This is a genomic window from Chryseobacterium sp. SSA4.19, from assembly GCF_022601875.1.
GTDB lineage: Bacteria > Bacteroidota > Bacteroidia > Flavobacteriales > Weeksellaceae > Chryseobacterium.
Genome location: NZ_JAKVIP010000002.1, coordinates 165,770 through 187,584, shown reverse-complemented (window position 1 = coordinate 187,584; position 21,815 = coordinate 165,770). Strand labels below are relative to the sequence as shown.

The 21,815-nt window shown below is 37.6% G+C and carries 21 protein-coding genes; 11 read left to right on the top strand and 10 right to left on the bottom strand.

Annotated features, from left to right (window positions below):
- Positions 1–168 precede the first annotated feature (168 nt).
- The 5 genes from MKJ01_RS02335 to MKJ01_RS02315 form a co-directional block, all read right to left on the bottom strand.
- A complete protein-coding gene (locus MKJ01_RS02335) occupies positions 169–2,838 on the bottom strand; it encodes a TonB-dependent receptor (RefSeq protein ID WP_241611243.1) in 2,670 nt (889 codons plus the stop codon).
- Positions 2,839–2,903: 65 nt separating this feature from the next.
- Positions 2,904–3,311, bottom strand: coding sequence for a hypothetical protein (locus tag MKJ01_RS02330; RefSeq protein ID WP_241632449.1), 408 nt, complete (start codon positions 3,309–3,311; stop codon positions 2,904–2,906).
- Positions 3,292–3,939 (bottom strand): hypothetical protein, encoded by a 648-nt coding sequence (locus MKJ01_RS02325; protein ID WP_241611245.1) that lies wholly within the window; start codon positions 3,937–3,939, stop codon positions 3,292–3,294. Before MKJ01_RS02325 ends, MKJ01_RS02330 begins: the two co-directional genes overlap by 20 nt.
- A 138-nt stretch (positions 3,940–4,077) precedes the next feature.
- Entirely contained in the window at positions 4,078–4,764 is a 687-nt protein-coding gene (locus MKJ01_RS02320; RefSeq protein WP_027380477.1) for a response regulator transcription factor, read from the bottom strand.
- A 104-nt stretch (positions 4,765–4,868) separates the two neighbouring features.
- The gene (locus MKJ01_RS02315) at positions 4,869–6,416 is read right to left on the bottom strand and encodes a sensor histidine kinase KdpD (RefSeq protein WP_241611246.1); all 1,548 of its coding nucleotides are present in this window, start codon (positions 6,414–6,416) and stop codon (positions 4,869–4,871) included.
- A gap of 200 nt (positions 6,417–6,616) precedes the next feature.
- On the opposite strand from MKJ01_RS02315, the gene MKJ01_RS02310 reads away from it, so the two are divergent.
- On the top strand, positions 6,617–7,105 hold the full coding sequence (locus tag MKJ01_RS02310; RefSeq protein WP_241611247.1) for an SRPBCC domain-containing protein: 489 nt from the start codon (positions 6,617–6,619) through the stop codon (positions 7,103–7,105).
- 34 nt (positions 7,106–7,139) lie between these two features.
- Here MKJ01_RS02310 and MKJ01_RS02305 read toward each other — a convergent pair whose 3' ends face one another.
- The 4 genes from MKJ01_RS02305 to MKJ01_RS02290 form a co-directional block, all read right to left on the bottom strand.
- The gene (locus MKJ01_RS02305) at positions 7,140–7,484 is read right to left on the bottom strand and encodes a hypothetical protein (protein ID WP_241611248.1); all 345 of its coding nucleotides are present in this window, start codon (positions 7,482–7,484) and stop codon (positions 7,140–7,142) included.
- A gap of 218 nt (positions 7,485–7,702) precedes the next feature.
- Complete coding sequence (locus MKJ01_RS02300) at positions 7,703–9,751, bottom strand: S9 family peptidase (RefSeq protein ID WP_241611250.1); 2,049 nt, start codon at positions 9,749–9,751, stop codon at positions 7,703–7,705.
- Between the two features lie 86 nt (positions 9,752–9,837).
- Positions 9,838–10,578: a uroporphyrinogen-III synthase gene (locus MKJ01_RS02295; protein ID WP_241632458.1), complete on the bottom strand. Its 741-nt coding sequence runs from the start codon at positions 10,576–10,578 to the stop codon at positions 9,838–9,840.
- Positions 10,579–10,589: 11 nt separating this feature from the next.
- Positions 10,590–11,156 carry a DUF4271 domain-containing protein gene (locus MKJ01_RS02290; protein ID WP_241632456.1) on the bottom strand — a complete coding sequence of 189 codons (567 nt, stop codon included), beginning with the start codon at positions 11,154–11,156 and terminating at the stop codon, positions 10,590–10,592.
- 177 nt (positions 11,157–11,333) lie between these two features.
- On the opposite strand from MKJ01_RS02290, the gene MKJ01_RS02285 reads away from it, so the two are divergent.
- From MKJ01_RS02285 to MKJ01_RS02270, 4 genes are all read left to right on the top strand, one after another.
- On the top strand, positions 11,334–12,050 hold the full coding sequence (locus MKJ01_RS02285; protein WP_241611254.1) for a polyprenol monophosphomannose synthase: 717 nt from the start codon (positions 11,334–11,336) through the stop codon (positions 12,048–12,050).
- The gene (locus MKJ01_RS02280) at positions 12,047–12,418 is read left to right on the top strand and encodes a DUF4296 domain-containing protein (protein WP_241611257.1); all 372 of its coding nucleotides are present in this window, start codon (positions 12,047–12,049) and stop codon (positions 12,416–12,418) included. Before MKJ01_RS02285 ends, MKJ01_RS02280 begins: the two co-directional genes overlap by 4 nt.
- A 71-nt stretch (positions 12,419–12,489) precedes the next feature.
- The gene (gene tgt, locus MKJ01_RS02275) at positions 12,490–13,620 is read left to right on the top strand and encodes a tRNA guanosine(34) transglycosylase Tgt (protein WP_241611259.1); all 1,131 of its coding nucleotides are present in this window, start codon (positions 12,490–12,492) and stop codon (positions 13,618–13,620) included.
- A 66-nt stretch (positions 13,621–13,686) separates the two neighbouring features.
- The gene (locus MKJ01_RS02270) at positions 13,687–14,796 is read left to right on the top strand and encodes an LptF/LptG family permease (protein WP_241632454.1); all 1,110 of its coding nucleotides are present in this window, start codon (positions 13,687–13,689) and stop codon (positions 14,794–14,796) included.
- Here MKJ01_RS02270 and MKJ01_RS02265 read toward each other — a convergent pair.
- Entirely contained in the window at positions 14,790–15,506 is a 717-nt protein-coding gene (locus tag MKJ01_RS02265) for a biotin--[acetyl-CoA-carboxylase] ligase (RefSeq protein WP_241611261.1), read from the bottom strand. The genes MKJ01_RS02270 and MKJ01_RS02265 overlap by 7 nt on opposite strands.
- Before the next feature lie 86 nt (positions 15,507–15,592).
- Between MKJ01_RS02265 and rsfS the strand changes: the two genes are divergently transcribed.
- The 6 genes from rsfS to MKJ01_RS02235 all read left to right on the top strand — a co-directional run bounded on the left by rsfS (position 15,593) and on the right by MKJ01_RS02235 (position 21,762).
- On the top strand, positions 15,593–15,961 hold the full coding sequence (gene rsfS, locus MKJ01_RS02260) for a ribosome silencing factor (RefSeq protein ID WP_241611262.1): 369 nt from the start codon (positions 15,593–15,595) through the stop codon (positions 15,959–15,961).
- Between the two features lie 14 nt (positions 15,962–15,975).
- Positions 15,976–17,988 (top strand): ATP-dependent zinc metalloprotease FtsH, encoded by a 2,013-nt coding sequence (gene ftsH, locus MKJ01_RS02255; RefSeq protein WP_241611263.1) that lies wholly within the window; start codon positions 15,976–15,978, stop codon positions 17,986–17,988.
- Between the two features lie 136 nt (positions 17,989–18,124).
- Positions 18,125–18,706, top strand: a complete 582-nt coding sequence (locus tag MKJ01_RS02250; protein ID WP_241611264.1) for an LUD domain-containing protein — start codon at positions 18,125–18,127, stop codon at positions 18,704–18,706.
- Positions 18,707–18,729: 23 nt separating this feature from the next.
- Positions 18,730–19,602: a phosphatidate cytidylyltransferase gene (locus MKJ01_RS02245; RefSeq protein WP_241611265.1), complete on the top strand. Its 873-nt coding sequence runs from the start codon at positions 18,730–18,732 to the stop codon at positions 19,600–19,602.
- A gap of 4 nt (positions 19,603–19,606) precedes the next feature.
- Positions 19,607–20,260 carry a phosphatidylserine decarboxylase family protein gene (locus MKJ01_RS02240; protein WP_241611267.1) on the top strand — a complete coding sequence of 218 codons (654 nt, stop codon included), beginning with the start codon at positions 19,607–19,609 and terminating at the stop codon, positions 20,258–20,260.
- A 179-nt stretch (positions 20,261–20,439) separates the two neighbouring features.
- On the top strand, positions 20,440–21,762 hold the full coding sequence (locus MKJ01_RS02235; RefSeq protein WP_241611269.1) for a peptide-N-glycosidase F-related protein: 1,323 nt from the start codon (positions 20,440–20,442) through the stop codon (positions 21,760–21,762).
- Positions 21,763–21,815 lie beyond the last annotated feature (53 nt).

Here is a 21,815-nt window from a genome sequence, read left to right as displayed (position 1 = left end):
TGAAATTGATCATTCTTTAGAGAAGCATTTGTATCATAGATTAATCTTACCATAAAGATATAAAAAAGCATGGCTTCATTAACAGGAATTGTTGAAACCATGCTTATGATTGTATGTCTATCAGGAGATTTATTGCTGTGAAATAATCTGTAAATTAAATTAGTTACATTAAAAAGCCACATCAACACCAATATATAGGTTAGCTTTCATAATCGGAGCATATACCATGCCGCCGTCAAAATAATTTCCGAAAGGATTTTTAAAATCTACAATTGCATTTTTCTGATAATAGGATGTCAGGTTTTCTCCGCCTATATAGGCTCTTATTTTTTTATTAAAATTTCTCGAGATCTGGGCGTTCAAAACAGCATAAGATTCAGAATGCGCAGGCAGTTGAAATTCTACAGGGTTTGTTGACGTATCCGGAAGTCTTTGTTTGCCAACCCAGTTTAATGTTGTATCAAAGCTCCAGAAAGCACCTTTCTCATTTTTATTCGTTGAATATGCTAAATTCACAAAACCCCTGTTTTTTGCCATAAACGGTACATCCCGTCTTCCATCAAGATAATCAGCCTGAACATCATAATATTTGTATGCCAGCCTCACATCAAAATTCTTAAAAGGGGTAAAATCCCATTGAGTCTGAAAAGAATTTGCAAAAGACTTCCCTTCTAAATTGTAGAAAGTCAGCTGCTGGGGCGATCGGTCCAGATCTACCATTGCCTGATCCTTGAAATCTGTTCTGAAAAAGTCGGCCACTACAGTAGATTTTCTTCCGAATAATTTGAATTCCTGCTGTAGGCTGGCTCCGTAATTCCATGCGATTTCAGGTTTTAAACCATAGATATTTCCGCCATTCTGTATAATTTGAATACTTCTGTTGGAAGCGAAGTACTGCTGACTTTCAGCAAAAATATTTGCGGTTCTGAAACCTCTTCCCGCAGAGAGCCTTACAATTGTCTGCGGAGTGATATCATATTTAAAATTCAACCTTGGGGTAAACTGGGTTCCTGCAAGATTGTGAAAATCGATCCTGGCTCCTGCCACCAACGTATATTTCAATCCCGTTAGCGTATACTCTGCAAAGGCTCCGGGCACAATTTCGTTTCGCTTTAATTGATCCGTTAAATAGGTTTCATCGTAATCGTCATACATAAAGCTTGCTCCGGCTTTGTATTTATGGTTAGTGTTGCCTAAAATACTTTCAAAAATCAGATTGGAATAATAAGTGTGCTGCTGTCCGGAATAATTCCTCAGTCCAAAAAAGCTGTCCTGCTGATGATAGATATATTGGTTCATCCAACCCAGACTCTGATAGGGTTTTCCTTTAAAAACATAACCGGTCTTATTCCATACCTGAAATCTTGAGATATCAATCCCAACGCCGTACAGTGCCTGTTCTTTTTGGCTTACATTCTTATCAAAACCGATCTGTCCGGAAGTTCTTTCGTCTTTAATGAAATTAATACCGAAATGCGAACCAAATCCTGATTTTTCCAGGTCATTATAGTTCAAAAGATAAGCAGCGTTGACTTGCGTTCCTTTTGGCCTGTCCAGAAAACTGTCGTAATTCATATCCGTATCTCCAAAAGTTCCGTTTCCGTGAAGAAGGAAAGTCTGTGACCATTGGTCATTGATCTTCGAAACACTCGTAATATTCGCTTCAGCTCTTCCGTTAAAGTCTGCAAACAGATTCAAAGAGGTTTCCGGCTTTTCAGCGTTTTTAAGCAATTCAGTGTTGATCTGCCCGGTGATGCTTTCATAGCCATTGGTTACTGTGCTTCCGCCCTTGGTCAATTGGATACTTTCAATCCATCTTCCGGGAATAAAATTTAATCCGTAAGCAGATGCGAGCCCCCTGATTTCAGGTAATAATCCTTTGGTTAAGCTTGTGTATTTCTGATCCAGGCCAAGCATTTTCAGTTGCTTGGTTCCTGTTACGGCGTTGCTGAAAGAAACGTCAACGGTAGCATTGGTTTCAAAACTTTCCGACAGGTTGCAGCAGGCCGCTTTTAAAAGCTCTTTTCTGTCAATATTAAAAACCATACCGGCTTCTTTTTTATTCAGGGAAGTAGCGGCTTTTGATCCTGTTACGGTAACGCCTTCAATATCTTTTCCGTGATTTTCAGCTGAAGTATGATCTGCATGCTCTGAATCTGAAGCTTCTTCAAGATGCACTTTCGGATTTGCTTCTCCGAACGGAATGTCCCTGTCATACAAACAGCAGGAAGGCAGTCCTTTATAGGTTGTATCGCTGGCTGTATACTTTTCATTGTCGTGCCCTGCGTCGGCAATGTTCTTCAGGATTTTATCTGATGAGGTCTTTGCCGGATTAAAGTTTAAAACAACTGTTTGCTTTTCCGCATTCCATTCGGCAGAATCGGCACCTGCATTTCGGGCGGCTTTCTCAATTCTTGCCTTACAGGATTCACAGTTTCCTTTTACATAAAATTCATTTTCTTTTTTTGAATGGTGTTCATGTCCTGCAACAGTTTCAGGTTGTATATCCCTGCTGTAATGACAGCATCCAGGGAGAGCGTCATAGGCTGTATCTGATGCTTTGAATTTTTCATTATCGTGGCCGGCTTCCGCTACTTTTTTCAGGATATCATCCGTTGAAGGGCTGCTGTTGCCCGTGTCGAGTGTTAATGTCTGCGAATCGACGGAATATTCTGCATGCTTAGCTCCGGCTTTCAAAGCTGTGCTTTCAATTCTTGCTTTGCACATGTCACAGTTTCCTTTTACTTTAAACTGGCTTTTAGAAAGATTTTGAGCAAATAGTATGGGTGTATACAGGAGGAATATACCAAGAATAATCCTGGAAATATATGATTTCATTTTGTTTAAAATTTAGGTTAATAAAAAACGGTTCATTATATTTATAATGAAGTGAATTTGTTGTATTAACCTAATTTCGGCGGTTGCCAGATTTCTTTTAAACGGTCTGAAAGATGAGGATCAGTATACTGATCATGTAAGTTTTTACGGGCTTTGTAGTAGGATATTTCCAACTGCAGGCTTCTGGAGAACGGAGTTTCTATGAAGCTATAGCATAATACGCAGGTAGAGCAGCAGTTGGTATCATTACACGAAGAAGATTTCTGCTCTTTTTTCTGTTTGTCTTTAGAATGTTCGCTATGTCTACTTTTGCAGCAATCTGTCCCTGAGTCGGTGCAGCATTTTTCCTGAAGGTGCTGGGCATAGAAATTATCTTTAGGAATTAAAAAAATCCCTAAGCAGAAAATAATGGCTATGATCTGAAATAATTTCACTTCTGCAAAAATACAAAAATTATGGCAAAGCTTCTCCAACTTTTACGGAACAATTATGCCAGGGTTCTCCGTGAGGTGGATTTAGTGAAGGCTTTTCACCTGTAGGAGCAGGAGTTGGCGCCGGAAGTGTATTTTGTGCAATCGCCTGAGTCTGCTGCGCAACTGCCGGAGCTGGTTTGCTGTTCAATGGCTGTCCAACGGGAATGTCGCATCTGTGTCCCGGTTCTCCATGAGGAGGATTCATTCCTTTTGCTGTTTTCAAGGTTTTTGCCTGGCCATTGTTGTCGACCGTGAACTTTCCTGGCTGTAAAGAATTAGGATCAATCTGGATGGTTTGTCCTTGATTAACATTAACAGCTGCATTCTGAGGTCCCTGCTGGTTTTGTGCGGGAGCAGAATTTAAAGGCTGACCTACGGGAATATCACACCTGTGGCCCGGTTGTCCATGTGGAGGGTTCATTCCCGGTGCAGTTACTGTAGCAGTTGCTGAATTTGGTATAGTTTGAATGCCCGCCTGATCTAAAAGAGAAGCCTTAGGCGTGTTGTTCACGGCTAGGGCAGGCTGCTGAACGCCTGCTTCTTCCTTTAAATAGGTTGCTTTTTCGTCTTTTTTACACGAAATTATTACTGTTGATATCGCAAATAAACCTAAGATTGTATTCTTCATATAAAACAAAATTAGCAAAACATTTTGAATTGCTTTGCTAATTTTATATTTATAATGGTCACATATTTATCTTTAAACGTAAAAATGCTGTATATTTTGCTTTTTTACATTAGATATAATATGTTTAACGCCTAAACATTAATTCTTAACGAGAAGTCTGAATCCTTCTCCATGGACATTGATGATTTCAAGCCCTTCATCATCTTTAAGCAGCTTACGGAGTTTGGCAATATATACGTCCATACTTCTTGCGGTAAAGTAATTTTCTTTCTTCCATATTTTTCTTAAAGCCAGATCTCTCGGCATAAAGTCATTTCTGTGAATGCAAAGAAGCTTCAACAGCTCATTTTCTTTAGGAGAAAGTTTATATTCATTGTCTCCCACCCGCAGTTGCCTCAACATCGAATCGAAGAAGATATTACTGATTTTGAACTGTTCCTGCTCTTCGTTTTCCAAAGTGGAGCTTCTTTGAAGAATTGCCTTGATTTTATATAAAAGCAACTCAGTATCAAAAGGTTTGGTAATATAGTCATCTGCTCCCAGCTGATATCCTTTTAAGATATCTTCCCGCATATTTCTTGCCGTAAGGAAAATAATAGGGGTATTTTTATCGATTTTTTTAACATCTTCAGCTAATGAGAATCCGTCTTTTTTAGGCATCATGACATCGAAAATACAGATGTCAAATTCGTTTTCCGTAAATTCTTTTAGTCCCTGCTCTCCATCTGTAGCGAGTGTAACTTCAAAATTATTGATGGTTAAATAATCTTTCAGTACTGCTCCGAAACTCTGATCGTCTTCTACTAATAATATTCTGTTGCTCATAATTTATTCTTTTAAAGATTAATAATAAGAATGGACTGGCCATGCTCTTCTCCTATATTTATTGTTTGGTTGCTGATATTTATTAATTAATAATTGTACCTATTCTAGCCCATTGGCAGTTTTATAGTAAATGTACTTCCTTTATCTTTTTGGGAATCCACAATGATCTGTCCTTTATGAAGTTCTACAATCTTTTTAACATAGGAAAGACCCAGACCCTGCCCTTTTACATTATGGATATTTCCGGTTTCTTCCCTGAAGAACTTCTCAAATATTTTAGTTTTGTTCTGCGTTTCCATTCCCATTCCTTTATCTGAAATCTCAATGACGTACCAATTCCCTTCGTTGCTGGTTTTTATTGAAATTTCAGGAGTCTCCGGTGAATATTTATTGGCATTGTCAAGCAGGTTTACCAGCATATTGGAAATGTGGAATTCATCAATTTTAAAGATATACTTCGTGGCATTGAATTCCTGTTTCAATGTGCCGTTTCGTTGCTGGATAATCAGGTTGAAAGATTCCGTAGTCTTTCTGATCAGCTCTCTTACATTGGCTTCTTTTAAAAATAAGTTGACCTCATTCCTCTCAAGCTTAGACATATTCAGAACGTTTTCCACCTGTTTTTTCATCCGTAAATTTTCCTGCTTAATCAGTTCGGAATAATATTTAACTTTATCAGGGTTGGTCGCAATCTTATCATTGGCCAAAGAATCAGTGGCTACAGAAATTGTGGCCAAAGGCGTCTTGAATTCATGAGACATATTGTTGATGAAATCCGTTTTTACTTCTGCCAGCTTTTTCTGCCTCATCATATAATTGATTGAAATGATGTAGATACCCAGGATTGTCAGCAATGAAAGAAAAGTTCCCAGAAGCATAGGCCAGTTGTTCATCGCCAGGGAATACTCCTTTTTTGGGAATACCAGCGCCAATGTATATAAAGTTCTTTCCTTGGAATCGGTGAACAAAGGATAGCTGTAGGTATTGTTATCTTTTTTCTCGGTATACAGCTTATTGACAATGCTGGTCAGCTTGTTGCCTTTATCCGTAATCCCATATCCGAAGGTTGCTGAAATTCCTCTTATTCTCAGTTCTTTCGTGATGACGGAATCAAGGATCTTTTTGTCTACTCTTTTTGTGATGGGCAAATTATTGCCGTTGACTTTTACAAATTCTTTCATGGCATAATCACCGTTTTCAATGTCCCTGTTAAGATCGGCAGTGAGAAGCTCACGTCTTGTCGTGTCCCTTTTGATCTTATAGGAAGCTTCGTCTGAATATAAGGTCGTTAGCTTTAAAGAATCCCCTTTTTGAGAGAGTGGTAGCTGATTTTTCTCAATAATGTTTTTTGAATAGACGATCTGCCTCTGAGTACCGGAATCTTCAACCTGCTGAACGGCGGTTAATGAAGGCTGGCTACTGTTGGCAAGAATGTTATTCCTGAAATTTTTATTATCGATATTGAGGTATTTATCTACTTCTACCTCACCCATGATTTTTGAAGTATTTTCCAGCGCAGAATATACTTTGGAGGAAAAGTCCTGATCCAATGCGCCGTAATACCTTTTCAGCCAATAAAACTGCAGCGTTACGAATACAATCAGTGAGATTGTCATGAACACAGATATTATCGGGATGAATTTATTATTCATGTGTTTTTATTTATAATTTTTAAAGAAATATACTGTTAAAATTAATCATTTTATGATTTGCTAAACAAGAAATAAGCTATAAAATTGTGTAATTGTTCTTAAAAGAATGTTTTTTAACATTTATTTATTAAACTTTTGGTTATCTTTAATAGAAGAATTTTCAGAATATTTAAAAATTAGTCATTAAACAAACCGTTAATATGAGATCTGATATTATATTTAACAAAGATTTTAAGGCAAACAGTATTTATGTAATGACCCTATTTGCTGCTGATGCTGTTAAAGTATGGAACTGTTTTACCCAGGCAACATTGCTGGATCAATGGTGGGCTCCGGAGCCATGGGAATGCCGGACAGTAAGTCAGGATTTTAAAGAAGGCGGGATGTGGCTGTATTCAATGATTGGTCCGGCCGGGGAAAAACAAGTTGCACAGATGAAATACGGGGAAATTACTGAACACCGAAGCTTTGACGTTACTACTGCTTTATGTGATGAAACCGGAAAACCTGACGAAGATTTGAAGGCAAAATGGCTGTTCGGTTTTACAGGAGTGGAAGAAGGGACTAAGGTAACAATTAATATTCATTTCCGTTCTGAGGAGGAAATGAATAAGATTCTTGAAATGGGATTTGAACAAGGCTTTACCACAGGCCTGAAACAGCTGGAAGAAATAATAGCTGATAAGTAATAAAAACGGAAAGTAATTTTACTTTCCGTTTTTATTAAATCAATTCTTCATCCTGAAAATATTGGATAATCGCTTTTTTCATCAGGATCTGCTGTTCATTGGGCTTCAGTTCCGGAAGCTTTTCCTTCTCTTCAAAATGAGGATATCCGTCATCATCATAATGCGAAAATTTATAATATCCAAAAGGTTCCAGCAATCTGCAGACTGCAATATGCAGGAGGTTCACTTTGTCGTCTTTTGTGTATTTCTGCTGTCCGCTCCCCAATTCCTGCAGCCCGATCAGGAATAAATAGGTTTCAATCGGAGCATCTTTTTCAGTCTCAAAATTTTCAATGAAAAACTGTTGTATCTTTTGCCAGTATTCTGATTCGTTAGTCATAATGTATATCTCAATTTTCCAAATTGTTATTTTTATTTACTTTTTCCTATTCTCATTTTGCAGCGTCTTGTTTTCTGGCAAGATCTAGGATGTTGCTCAAACTTTTCGTGCTTTTTGTTCTGCAAATATTCTTGCTTTTCCATTCTGCTAATCTTATTTTTTTGAAAAAGATAATAAACAATGGCAACGCCTAAAAAATAACAAGAAGAACCATAAAATTATTTTAATAATTTTTCTAACTTTAATAAAAACGCATATTCCAAAGCGTCTTCTTTCAATGATTCAAACCTTCCGCTCGCCCCGCCGTGGCCTGCGCTCATGTCGGTTTTGAATATCAGGATATTATCATCCGTTTTCATTTCTCTTAATTTGGCGGTCCATTTGGCCGGTTCCCAATATTGTACCTGAGAATCATGAAGCCCGGTTGTGATCAGAATATTAGGATATCTTTTAGTCTCTATATTATCATAGGGTGAATAAGATTTCATGTAATGGTAATATTCCTCTTCGTTCGGATTTCCCCATTCGTCATATTCTCCGGTAGTCAAAGGAATGGTTTCATCCAGCATTGTGGTAACAACATCCACAAAAGGAACCTGTGCTACAATTCCGTTGAATAAAGCCGGTTCATAATTCATGACCGCTCCAACCAATAATCCTCCTGCGCTTCCTCCCATTGCGTAAAGGTGTTTTGAAGACGTGTAATTTTCCTTAACCAAAAACTTTCCGGCATCAATAAAATCAAAGAACGTATTTTTCTTAAACAGCATTTTTCCGTCTTCATACCATTCTCTTCCCAAATATTCTCCTCCTCTGATATGGGCAATGGCATAAATAAATCCTCTGTCTAAAATCGACAGCCTTACATTGGAAAAGCTTGCATCCACCGTGTGTCCGTAACTTCCATAACCGTATAACAGAATGGGAGTGTCTGCCGTTTTTTTGGTGTCCTTATGATAGACCAATGAGATCGGAATCTTAACCTTTCCATCTCTTGAATCTGCCCATATCCTTTCGGAAATATAATTCTCCGCCATGAATTTTCCGCCGAGAACTTCCTGCTGTTTCAGGAGCTGGGTAGTTTTTTCCTTCATATTGTATTCGTATGTAGAGCTTGGCTGTGTTAAAGATGTATATCCGTAGCGCAATATCTCTGTATCAAACTCCAGGTTAACACCGATGTAAGCGGTATACGTGGGATCTGAGAAAGGCAGGTAATACGATTCCTGAATTTTCTCGTCAATAATTTTTATCTGTAACAGACCTTCTTCCCGCTCTTCAAGAACCAGATAGTTTTTAAAAATTTCAAAACCTTCGAGCAAAACTTCGGGGCGGTGAGGGATAACATCGACCCAGTTTTCCATTCCGCAATTGCTGATCTTAGTTTTTACCAGCTTAAAATTAAAAGCATCATCTGCATTGGTGATGATATAAAATTCATCTTCATAATGTTCCACTGAATATTCCAGATCGTCAATACGCGGCTGAATGATTGTCCAGTCTGTAAAAACATTGTATGAAGGAATAAACCTGTGCTCGTCTGAAATCGTACTTGAGCTTGCAATGAAAATGTATTCCATTGATTTTGTCTTGAAAACATTCACGTCAAAAGTATCATCCTCTTCATGAAAGATCAGGACATCTTCAGAGGTGTCAGTACCGATTTTATGCCTGTACACCTTAAATGCACGCAGGCTTTCATCTTTCCTGATATAGAAGACATATTCATTATCATTCGCCCATACAGCTTTTCCGGTCGTGTTTTCAATTTTATCAGGAAGGATTTCTCCTGTTTTTAAATTCTTGAAATTGATGCTGTAGATTCTTCGGCTCACATTATCGGATGAGAAAGAAGCCAGTTCGTTATTGGGGGCAACTGCCACACTTCCTACTTCAAAATAGCTTTCGTTTTCTGCCAGTACATTAACATCCAGAATAATTTCTTCTTCACTCTCTAAGCTTTTGTATTTTCTGCAGAATATCGGATATTCTTTTCCTTCTTCATAACGTACGATATACCAGTATTCGTTAAAAAAATAAGGCAGGGATTCGTCATCTTTTTTGTAACGGGCTTTCATTTCTTCGAAGAGTTCCTCCTGAAAGGATTCGGTATCTTTCATTACGGCATCGGCGTACGCATTTTCTTCTTCAAGGTATTTAATCACTTCAGGATTTTCTCTTTCATTGAGCCAGAAATAATTGTCAATCCTTTTGTCACCGTGTATTTCGAGTATTTTTTCTATTTTTTTTGCCTGTGGAGCTTCCATTCAATATTAATTCTTGTTCAAATGTAATTAAAAAAAAACCATCTTTCCTGTATGAAAAGACGGTTAGGTATATTTTTATAGTAAACCTACTTATGAAGCGCTTTAATATATTTTTCCAGTGCCATGGTCATGGATGGAGTTTCTTTGGTTGGAGCCATTAAATTTACGGTTAATCCAGATTCCTCCGCGGCAGCCAAAGTCGTGGTTCCGAAGACTCCTATTTTAGTATCTTCCTGCTTGAATTCCGGGAAATTCTGATGTAATGATTTGATTCCCTGTGGGCTGAAGAAAATTAACATGTCATAATCTTTGATGTTGATGTCTGTTAAATCACTGCAAACCGTTCTGTACATGATGGCTCTTTTCCAGTCTACATTAGAAGCTTCCATTGTTTTTACAATATCAGGGCTTAACACATCCGAAGACGGTAATAAATATTTTTCCCCTGGAAATTTCTTAAAAAGAGGCAGCAGATCTGAAAAATTTTTTTCCCCAAAGCTGATCTTTCTTTTTCTGTATACAATGTGTTTCTGAAGATAGTTCGCAATAGCCTCAGACTGGCAGATATAACGCATCGTATCAGGTACTGCAAAACGCAGTTCTTCAGCTAATCTGAAATAATGGTCTATCGCATTCTTACTTGTGAAAATAATTCCGGTATATTGCGTAAGATCGATCTTCTGTGTTCTTAGTTCTTTATTATCGGCTCCTTCCACATGAATGAATGGACGGAAATCAATCTTTATTTTCTCCTTCTTTGCAATATCCAGATAGGGAGATGACTCACTAGGGGCTGGTTGAGATACCAAAATAGACTTTATTCTCATCATTAACTTTATTAAAAAAATAATAATTTCCAAAGCAGTAAAAGGGGTGCTATTTGGAGGGTGCAAATATACAAAAATTTATAATACCATTTTTCAGGTAAGATGTTGTTTTTGTGAAATAAATAGAAAAAAACCTTGAAAATGAACACGAAAGAAAAGAACAACAAATAATATAAAAACATTTTATTTCTGTCGATTGGGAAATAATAATGGGTCACACATAAAATAAACAGCAAAAAGGATAGGACAAAGTAAAATTTTGTAGATGTAAAATAAAAAATGCTCCATTTTTTTCCGTCACCGATACTTTGATAAAATAAAAATCCAAGACCTGATTTTGTGATATAAAAGAAGATGATCGCAAGCAGACAAAATCCGAATTTATTCATTTGATAACCAAAAATCTGCAGATCTGCCGCGTATTTTGGAACGATTGGCAGGTATTGTGAAATAAGAACAGACAGCGTCAGGACAATAACGCATGATGTAATCACCCAGCTCGGCAGGTTGTTGCTGGCATCAAAATATTTTTGGAGAAGGAAGTCTTTAAGGTTCGCTTCTCTTTCTACGATATTCATCATAAAAAGATACAAAAAGATACAGCCCAGCAATATAAAGATAACCCAGTCGTTATTTTCAGGGATTCTTATTTGATTGATAAAATGTTGTGATCGTGGCAACGGAAATTTTTTGCAAAATTATAGATTATTTTGTATAAAATAAAAAGGTTAAATAAACTATCTTTGCACACTGAAATGAAAAAACTGGTCATTATTCCTACTTACAACGAAAAGGAAAATATTGAAAATATTATTTCCGCGGTTTTTGCGTTGGAAGATGACTTTCATATTTTGGTGGTGGATGATTCTTCTCCTGACGGAACAGCAGAATTGGTAAAGGATCTGCAGAAAAAATTTCCACACCATCTGCACCTGTCAGTCAGGAAAATCAAAGATGGTCTTGGAAAAGCCTACATTCACGGATTCAGATGGGCTATTGAAAACCAGTATGATTATATTTTTGAAATGGATGCCGATTTTTCCCATAATCCTAAGGACCTTCCGAAACTTTATGAAGCCTGTCTGCAGTCGGATATGGCTGTAGGTTCAAGATACTCAAAAGGAGTGAATGTGGTAAACTGGCCTATGGGACGAGTATTGCTTTCTTATTTCGCTTCAAAATATGTGAGATTTGTTTTAGGACTTCCGGCGCATGATACAACAGCAGGATTTGTCTGCTTTTCAAGAAGAGTGCTGGAAGAAATAGGGCTTGATAATGTTAAACTGAAAGGATACGGGTTTCAGATCGAAATGAAATTCCGGGCTTTTAAAAAAGGGTTTAAGATTGTTGAGGTGCCTATTATTTTTACCAACAGGATCTTAGGGGAAAGTAAAATGAACGGAGGAATTATTCATGAAGCTGTTTTCGGGGTACTAAATTTAAAATGGAAATCGATAATCAACAGGCTATGAAAAAAATAATCTTTATTTGTATGCTGATTTTTATGGTTTCCTGCGGAGGAAGCTATATCGACAAGCCTAAAAATCTTGTATCGAAAGATCAGATGGCACAAATTTTAGCCGACCTTACCATCAATGATCAGGCAACTTTCATGTATCCGAATGCTAACCTGGAAGCGGGGACAAGGTATGTCCTCAAATCCCATAACGTAAAGCCTCAGGATTTTATTGATAGTTTCAAATATTATGTCATCAAGGAAAAGATGAACGGAATTGCTGAGGAAGCCCAGAGAATAGTATTGGAAAAGGATCCCAAGGCTGATCAGTATGTAAAAGATGAATTAAAGAAAAATGGGAATATCCCGAATATAACGAGATAATGCAGATGCAGAATGTGTTCCATCCTACACAAGCATAACGTGTCAATGATGGTGAATAAAAACATAGACGAATGAAATTTTTTAATATAGAAAAAACTTCTGAAGGAAAGGCAAGGGCCGGAGAGATTACCACAGACCACGGTAAGATCCAGACTCCGATTTTCATGCCTGTAGGAACGGTCGCCAGTGTGAAAACCGTTCATCAGAGAGAATTGAAAGATGATATAAAAGCCCAGATTATTTTAGGCAATACCTATCATTTGTATCTACGTCCGGGAATGGATGTCATGCAGGAAGCAGGTGGCTTACATAAATTTATGAATTGGGATCTCCCGATTTTAACCGATTCAGGTGGCTTCCAGGTGTTTTCGTTAGCAAGCAGCAGAAAAATGTCTGAAGAAGGTGCCCGGTTCAAATCCCATATTGACGGAAGTTATCATATGTTTTCTCCGGAAAAATCTATGGAAATCCAAAGGCAGATTGGGGCAGATATTTTTATGGCTTTTGATGAATGCGTAGCCTATCCATGCGAATACAACCAGGCAAAAGCTTCTATGGAACTTACCCACCGCTGGCTGAAAAGATGTATTGAATGGAACGAAAAAAATCCCGAACTATACGATTATAAGCAACGGCTTTTCCCAATTGTTCAGGGTTCAACCTATTCGGATTTAAGAAAAATTTCTGCTGAAGTCATAGCGGAATCCGGTGCAGAAGGAAATGCCATCGGAGGGCTTTCAGTAGGAGAACCTGAGGAAGAAATGTACAGAATCACAGATGAGGTGACAGATATTCTGCCAAAAGAGAAGCCAAGGTATCTGATGGGAGTTGGAACTCCGTGGAATATTCTGGAATCTATCGGCCTGGGAATTGATATGATGGATTGCGTAATGCCGACAAGAAATGCAAGGAATGCGATGCTGTTTACCTGGAAAGGTGTTATGAATATGAAAAATGAAAAGTGGAAGAAAGACTTTTCACCGCTGGATGAGTTCGGAACAAGCTTTGTGGACAGCGAATATTCTAAAGCTTATGTAAGGCATTTATTCGTTTCTAAGGAATATCTGGCAAAACAGATCGCTTCAATTCATAACTTAGCATTTTATCTGGAGCTGGTAAAAGTAGCCAGGGAGCATATTCTCGCTGGAGATTTTTATGAATGGAAAAAATCGGTAGTACCGGTTCTCCGTCAAAGACTTTAATATAAAAATAGGAATAAGAGCCTTTTAAACTTAAAATATTAAATGCATTAAAAAATTAAGATAATGCTGAAGATCATAGACCGTTATATTGTTAGGAAGTATCTTGGAACATTCAGTTTCATGCTGATATTGCTGTCTATAGTGGTGCTCGTTATTGATGTACAGCAGAAAATCCCGAGAATTGAAAATGCAACGGCCATCGATCCCAAGTTGAATGTGACGTATTTTCTGATTCATTTTTATCCGTTCTGGATTATCAATCTGATCATGACTTTCCTTTCAATCCTGGTATTTATTTCAGTAATTTACTTTACTTCAAGAATGGCCAATAATACGGAAATTGTAGCCATAATAAGCAGTGGAGCCAGTTTTCACCGTTTTGCAAGGCCTTATCTGCTGACTTCTTTATTTATTGCAGCCCTGTCACTGGTAATTAATCATTTTGTTTTGCCCTGGGCAAATATTCAGAAAAACCAGCTGGAAGCGTATACGTACAATGCGGCTAATAAAGAAAAAGTTCTGGGAACAGCTCCCGTTTCAGCACAACTCAGTAAAACAGAATATATTTTTATCAATTCCTGGAATAAAAGGGAAAAGAGAGGCTCAGGATTTGTGTATCAGAAGTTTGATAAAAACAGGAGGCTAATGTATGAACTTAAGGCTTCCGATGTCTCATGGGACGCTGCTAAGAAACAGTTTGTTTTAAATTCGTATACGGAAAAGACAATTAATAAAAACGATACGGAAAAACTGGCCAACGGATTTGATCTGAAGAAAAATTACGGACATGATCCTGAAGAACTTTTCCCTAATGAACTTTTGGGACAGAATAAAACTACCCCCGAACTTTTAAAATTCATCAGGAGGGAAACGGAAAAAGGAAACAGCAATCTGAATGCCCACTTAAATGAGCTCTATCAAAGAACGTCAATGCCTGTTTCTATTGTAATTCTGACCTTTCTGGCGCTTTCCCTGTCATCGCAGAAAAAGCGTGGAGGACTGGGCATTAACCTGGCGCTTGGTATTTCCCTTGCTTTTCTTTTTGTATTTTCGTTTGAAGCCTTAAAAGTGGTTTCGGAGAATAAAAGCATGTCCCCGGCTTTGGCAATGTGGTTCCCGAATCTGATCTTTTTTCCGCTTGCTCTGTTTTTATACCTGAGAAGAGCCAATCAGTAAAGCAGTTTTATTTCCTTATGGTAAAATGATTTGAGTCCGTCATTCTCAAGATCAATCCAGATTTCACCGTTTTCGTCTGCATTTTTTATAATGCCATTTTGTCTCTTTGTATTGAGCTCAAAAACGGAAACCAGATTTTTACGGAATAAATTTGCATTGAAGCGGTCTATAATTTCTTTTTCTGAAGGAATATTTTTTAACTCTTCTATCAAATAGCTGTGAAGATCCGCTGTCATTTTTTCAAGATTGAAACCTGTTCCGGTTTGTGTTAATAGCGATCCTGCATTGGAAATTTCATCAAATTTTTCCTGAAGAATATTGATTCCGGCTCCGATAATGAAGTAGTTGGCTTGATTGATTTTTTTCTTTTCAATCAGGATCCCGGCAATCTTTTTATTTTTCATGATAATGTCGTTAGGCCATTTGATACTTATGGCAGTATCAGCCAGTTTGGCAATAAAATCACGGATGATGATTGCGGTATAATAATTGAACAAGAAATCCGGAAGTGTAAAATTCTGGATCATGACCGCAAGAGTGTATGCTAAATTTTTTCCTGCGGCCGATAACCATGTATTTCCATACTGACCCCTGCCTCCGGTTTGATTAAATGTATGCACTGCAGTAAAATCTGAATTTTCATAAAGTAAAACCTTGGAAATTTCGTCATTAGTAGAAGAACACTCTTTAATATAAAATAGTTGACTCATTTAAGAAAACTTTAAGACTTTCAAAGGTTAAAAGTAAGGCTAAAGTAAAAGAAAAACAATAAATTTGCAGATTATAGTATTTTTTAATGAATAAAACAGCAGAAAAACAAGAATTATTAGATAAAATCGTTGAGGCAATTCAGGATGTAAAAGGTGAAGATATTTTGATATTTGATCTTTCCAACATTGAAAACTCTGTGGCTGAGACGTTTGTAATATGTAGCGGAAATTCTAATACACAGGTTGCGGCTTTAGCCGGAAGCATCGAGAAGAAAGTGAGAAATGAGCTGAAGGAAAGACCATGGCACGTAGAAGGTACTGAAAACGCCATGTGGGTTTTGGTAGACTACGTTTCCGTAGTGGTGCATATTTTCCAGAAGCAGACCCGTGAATATTACGATATAGAGGAACTTTGGGGTGATGCCGTTATTACCAAAATTGAAAATGAATATTAATTTAAAAACGATCAATGAACAATAAAGGATTTAACTGGTTTTTTCCGATTGCGATCATAGCTCTTTTGTTATTTTTTGTTCCAAGTCTCTTGGGCGAGAACAATGCAAAATCTATAGATGAAGATAGTTTCTTCAGAGAGATGCAGGCGGGGAAGGTCCAGAGAGTTTTGATAGATAAACAGGCGCAGAAGGCAGATGTATTTTTAACACAGGCAGCCAAAACAGCTACCGTAAAAAAAGACGATAAAACAAACCCTTTTTCAGGCCTTGTAATGACTCCAAAAGCGGATTATACCCTTAAATACGGAGAATTGAGGCTCTTTTTAGAGAAATTTGATGCATTAAAGCAACAGAATCCTGCTATAAAAACGGCGAAGGATTATGCAGAAGGAGAAAGTCCTTTAATGGGATTCCTGCTTCAGGCATTGGTATGGATTGCAATCTTGGGATTATTTTATTTTCTTCTTTTCAGGAAGATGGGGAGCGGAGGAGGCCCTGGCGGACAGATTTTCTCTATCGGAAAATCCAAAGCCAAGCTTTTTGATGAAAAAGAAAGAATCCAGGTAACATTTAAAGACGTTGCAGGATTAGAGGGTGCCAAAGAAGAAGTTCAGGAAGTGGTAGACTTTTTGAAAAACTCTGAAAAATATACGAAACTGGGAGGTAAAATTCCTAAGGGAGTTCTATTGGTAGGGCCTCCGGGAACAGGTAAAACCCTATTGGCTAAGGCTGTTGCAGGTGAAGCGAAAGTTCCTTTCTTCTCATTATCAGGTTCAGATTTTGTAGAAATGTTTGTGGGAGTAGGTGCTTCAAGGGTAAGGGATCTTTTTGCTCAGGCTAAAGCAAAATCCCCTGCAATTATTTTTATCGATGAGATTGATGCTATTGGTAGGGCAAGAGGTAAAAATAATTTCTCAGGTGGAAATGACGAGAGAGAAAATACTTTGAACCAGCTTCTTACGGAAATGGATGGTTTTGGTACTGATACCAACGTTATTGTAATGGCAGCAACGAACAGAGCGGATATCCTTGATAAAGCTTTGATGAGAGCCGGGCGTTTTGACCGTTCTATTTATGTTGATCTGCCGGAATTGCATGAAAGAAGACAGATTTTTGATGTTCATTTAAAGAAAATCAAACTGGATGATAATGTTGATAGGGAATTCCTTGCTAAGCAGACTCCGGGATTCAGTGGGGCAGATATTGCAAACGTTTGTAATGAAGCAGCATTGATCGCAGCAAGAAACAATCATGAATCAGTAACCAAACAGGATTTCCTTGATGCAGTCGACCGTATCATCGGAGGTCTTGAAAAGAAAAATAAAGCGATTAAACCGTCTGAAAAGAGAAGAGTAGCCTATCATGAAGCAGGACATGCTACCATTTCATGGCTGGTAGAACATGCTTCGCCGCTTTTGAAAGTAACTATTGTTCCGCGTGGACGTTCTTTAGGAGCCGCATGGTATCTTCCGGAAGAAAGGCAATTGACAACGACTGAACAGATGCTTGATGAAATGTGTGCAACATTAGGAGGAAGAGCAGCAGAACAGGTGATCTTTAATAATATTTCTACAGGTGCTCTTTCCGATCTGGAGAGTGTAACGAAAAGAGCTCAGGCTATGGTCACCATTTATGGTTTGAGCCCGAATATTGGGAATATTTCTTATTATGACAGTTCAGGACAGTCTGAATATTCTTTCGGAAAGCCGTATTCTGAAGAAACGGCCAAAAGAATTGATATCGAGATTAAAGGAATTATTGAGGCACAATATGAGAGAGCCGTTCAGATTCTGACAGAAAATAAAGATAAATTAGATGCTCTTGCTACGAAACTTCTGGAAAAGGAAGTCATTTTCAGAGAAGATCTGGAAGAAGTATTCGGAAAGAGAGCATGGGATCCGGAATTAACTGAAAAACCGGTAACGAATACAATTCCGCTTACTGCAGAGCCTCAGGAAGAAATTATCATCAAAGATAAAGAAGAGGAAAGCGAAACGCAGGCTCCGGACAGTCCGAATCAGCTTTAAAACGCTTTAAAATTTTAAATTAATAGCCTGACAGTTTTAAATTGTCAGGCTTTTTTCATATTAATCGGGATGTTTATAGATTCCTTTTGATTATTATTTTATATTTTTGTATAGAGATGATTAAAAATAAACAAAGTTGAATTTATTCAAAAGAATTGTAAGCAAACTAACCAGCCAGTCTGAAGAGGAAGAAAAACAAAGCCTGGAAAAATTAGGAGACTCGCTGAAAAATGCGGATCTTGATTATAAGTTTGCGCAGTTATTTACGCATTCAGGAGGCTTTTTCAATTACTGCGCAGATGAGGCAGAAGCACTGCAGACTCTACATCAGATCATCAAAATAGAAGGAATTACTAATCTTTTCTGTTGGGATAAAGATCTTCAGAATTTTTTAAATGTAGTAAAAACGCCTTATTCATCAGAACTTCATAGTACGAATGATGCCAGTTTTATTACCTGTGAGTATCTGATTGCCTATGACGGAAGAATTATGCTTTCCCATAACAATATCCTTCATTACCATTCTTCAAGGCTGCCGAATAAAATCATCATCATGGCTAATGTGTCACAGATTGTCAGCAACCTGAACGATGCCATGGGAAAAATAAAAAGAAACGGGAATATCAAAAACCTTACTTCTATCAGCGGAGGACAATCAAAGATGGATACCTCTTCCACAACCAATCCTAAACTGTTTTTATTGCTGCTTGAAGATTAGCATCAACTTTTAAATTTAATATCTTGGACAAAAATCTTATTCAGAGAACCATTTCCGGGCTTGTATATGTTGCCGTTATTATTCTTTGTACAACTCCGCTCGGAGCTTATCTGGTTAACAGTATTTCTCCGGGGCTTGTGAAACAGGAATATCTATACTATGGTCTTATCACGCTTTTGCTGGCCGTCGGTTCCTGGGAATGTGTTAAAATAATGAAATTCGGAGATGGCTATGAAAAATGGGTTGTCCTGCCTCTGATCGGTTTTATTTTTTATATTTTTTCCAAAAGATATTTTCATTTTGATTTTTTCTTTGATTTCAGAATCAGTGAAATTCTTGCTATTCTTCTTATTATTATTGCTGTAGTTACTCTTTTTAAATATCCTAACGAACTTTACTATGACAGCGGTAAGCTTATTTTTACCGTTATTTATGTGGCTTTGCCTTTTAGCTTCGCTTTGGGTCTCCCTAAGTTCTCAAGTTTCGATGATCGGTTTTCCCTGGAAGTTCTTTTCCTGTTTATTTTAATATGGAGTAGTGATACCTTTGCTTATTTAACCGGCAGATCTTTCGGAAAACATAAAATGGCACCGAAGATTTCCCCTAAGAAAACATGGGAAGGTTATATTGGAGGCGTGATTCTGACCCTTGTTTTATCTTACTTTATTGAACATTATCAGCCGGGTTTGCGCGATAACTGGATGGTTGTAGGGTTCTTAGTCGCTGCATTCGCCCCTGCAGGAGATTTGGTGGAAAGCCAGCTGAAAAGAAATTTCGGGGTGAAGGACAGCGGAAATATTATTCCGGGACACGGAGGTGTTTTAGATCGCCTGGATAGTTTTTTAATCTGCGTTCCTGTCGTATATTTGTACTTTATTTTAGAAAAATTTATATAATCTCATGAAATTACACAGAGAATCAAAAGGAACGATTACCGTTGCCACCATTTTATTTATCATTCTGGGGGCTTTGGCTATTTATTTTCTTGAAATATGGTCATTAATGATCATCCTGCCATTATTGGTTGTTTACAGTTTGGTATTCTGGTTTTTCAGGGTTCCCAACCGTGACATCCTTGAGCATAAAGAAAACGTTATTGCTCCTGTGGACGGTAAAGTAGTCATGATCAAAGAAGTTGAAGAAAATGAGTTTCTTAAAGAGAAGGTCATTCAGGTTTCTATTTTTATGTCTCCTCTGAATGTTCATATCTGCAGATATCCCGTTTCAGGAAAAGTGATTTATAAAAAATACCATCCGGGAAAATATCTCGTGGCCTGGCATGAAAAGTCATCAACAGACAATGAACGGACCACGGTTGCTGTTGAAAGCCTGACTCACCATAAAGTGGTTTTCAGGCAAATTGCAGGTTATGTGGCCAGAAGGATTGTCTTCTATTGTAATGACGGGGACGAGGCCAAAGCCGGACATGAATTCGGATTTATAAAATTCGGCTCAAGAATGGATGTTTTTCTGCCGCTGGATACTGAAATTATCTGTAAGATCGGGGACATTACAAAAGGTGGGCTTGATGTAATTGCAAGAATGAAAGATTAAAAATTATAAACATAAAAATTAGAAGAGCAGATTCGTCTGCTCTTTTCTATTATCTCAAAACATGTTATTGTAAAAATTTAAAAAAATAAAGTTTATTGTGTGGAATATATAAATATGATGGGTTAAATTTTATAGATAATTTATATATTTACGGTTTAGAATGTCAAATTAATTTATCTATGAGAAAAATTTTACTTCCTCTGCTTATCCTTTCTGCACTTTTTAAATCGCAGACCTCGATCAATGTTTTTTCACAAATTGTATTCTATGATGGGTATGCAAGTAATGTGACACAGCCGGTTCCTGCCAATACCATCAGACTTGCGAATTCCAAATACGCTAAGAAGCTTACCGATGCTGAGCTTAATAGTTTTCAGAATAAAATTCAGATGAATGTAACCATCGGAGCTTTGTGTGACAATTATGACAGAATCGGAGGGGTACACATTGCTTTGGTTCCTAAGGGGCAGGCCAGCTATACCATGAGTGATACACAGGTTAAAAGATTTGAAGTCGGAAGATACATTACCCCTTTTATGAATAAAAATATTTCTCCTACAGAAGTTCCTTATTCCTATGAGGTTAATAATTTATATTCAGTTTTCAGTAATGCTGACTTGAGAAATACATACGACATCTGGGTGGAACTTGACGTATTTGGTGTTCCTTATGCAGCGAACACGCAGGTGGCAGGATGTGCAAACAGGAATGATGTTTTTGCGGGCACTTTGACCTTTGTTACTTCTAATGATGCTACTATTAACAATAATTTTAATACCATTCTGCCTCTGCTTGATTCCAATACCCTTAATAATTATAATAATACGGATATGGCTGGGCAGACTGTAAGGCTTATTAATTTTAATATTCCCCAGGCAGCAACCAATCCTACATTTTTTATTGTCACTACCCCTCATGGTGCAAACAATAATGGTGAGGAATATGTACGCAGACAAAATATTGTTTCTTTAGACAATGCACAAATGATGACTTTTACTCCGGGCGGGAAATCTTGTGAGCCTTACAGGATGTATAACACACAAGCAAACGGTATTTATGGCCCTAATCCACACAGTGCGACATGGTGGACCAACTGGAATAACTGGTGTCCGGGAGATTCTGTGCCGATCAGGAGCTTTTCTGTACCTTCATTGTCTGCCGGAAGCCATACTGTTAAATATGAAGTTCCTACGGCGGTATTTTACGGACAGAGCGGTGAAATTGTACTGTCTATGTATATGCAGAGCCAGAACCAGAACTTATCCGTAAAAGACCTCTCTACAGTAGATATTTCTATTTACCCTAATCCTACTTCTGATTATATAATGATTAAGGGAGAAAAGAAAGTAAACCGTGTTGCCGTTTTTTCTGTTGACGGACGAAAATTATCCGAAACCAATGATTCAAAGATTGATCTAACATCATATCCACCGGGTGCATACCTGCTGGACATTTTATTGGAGGGCGGTAGCCATTTTACCCATAAGGTCATTAGAAAGTAATTCTATACAGGATTAAAATATCATTCATATATAAAAAATAAGAGCCTTTGAAA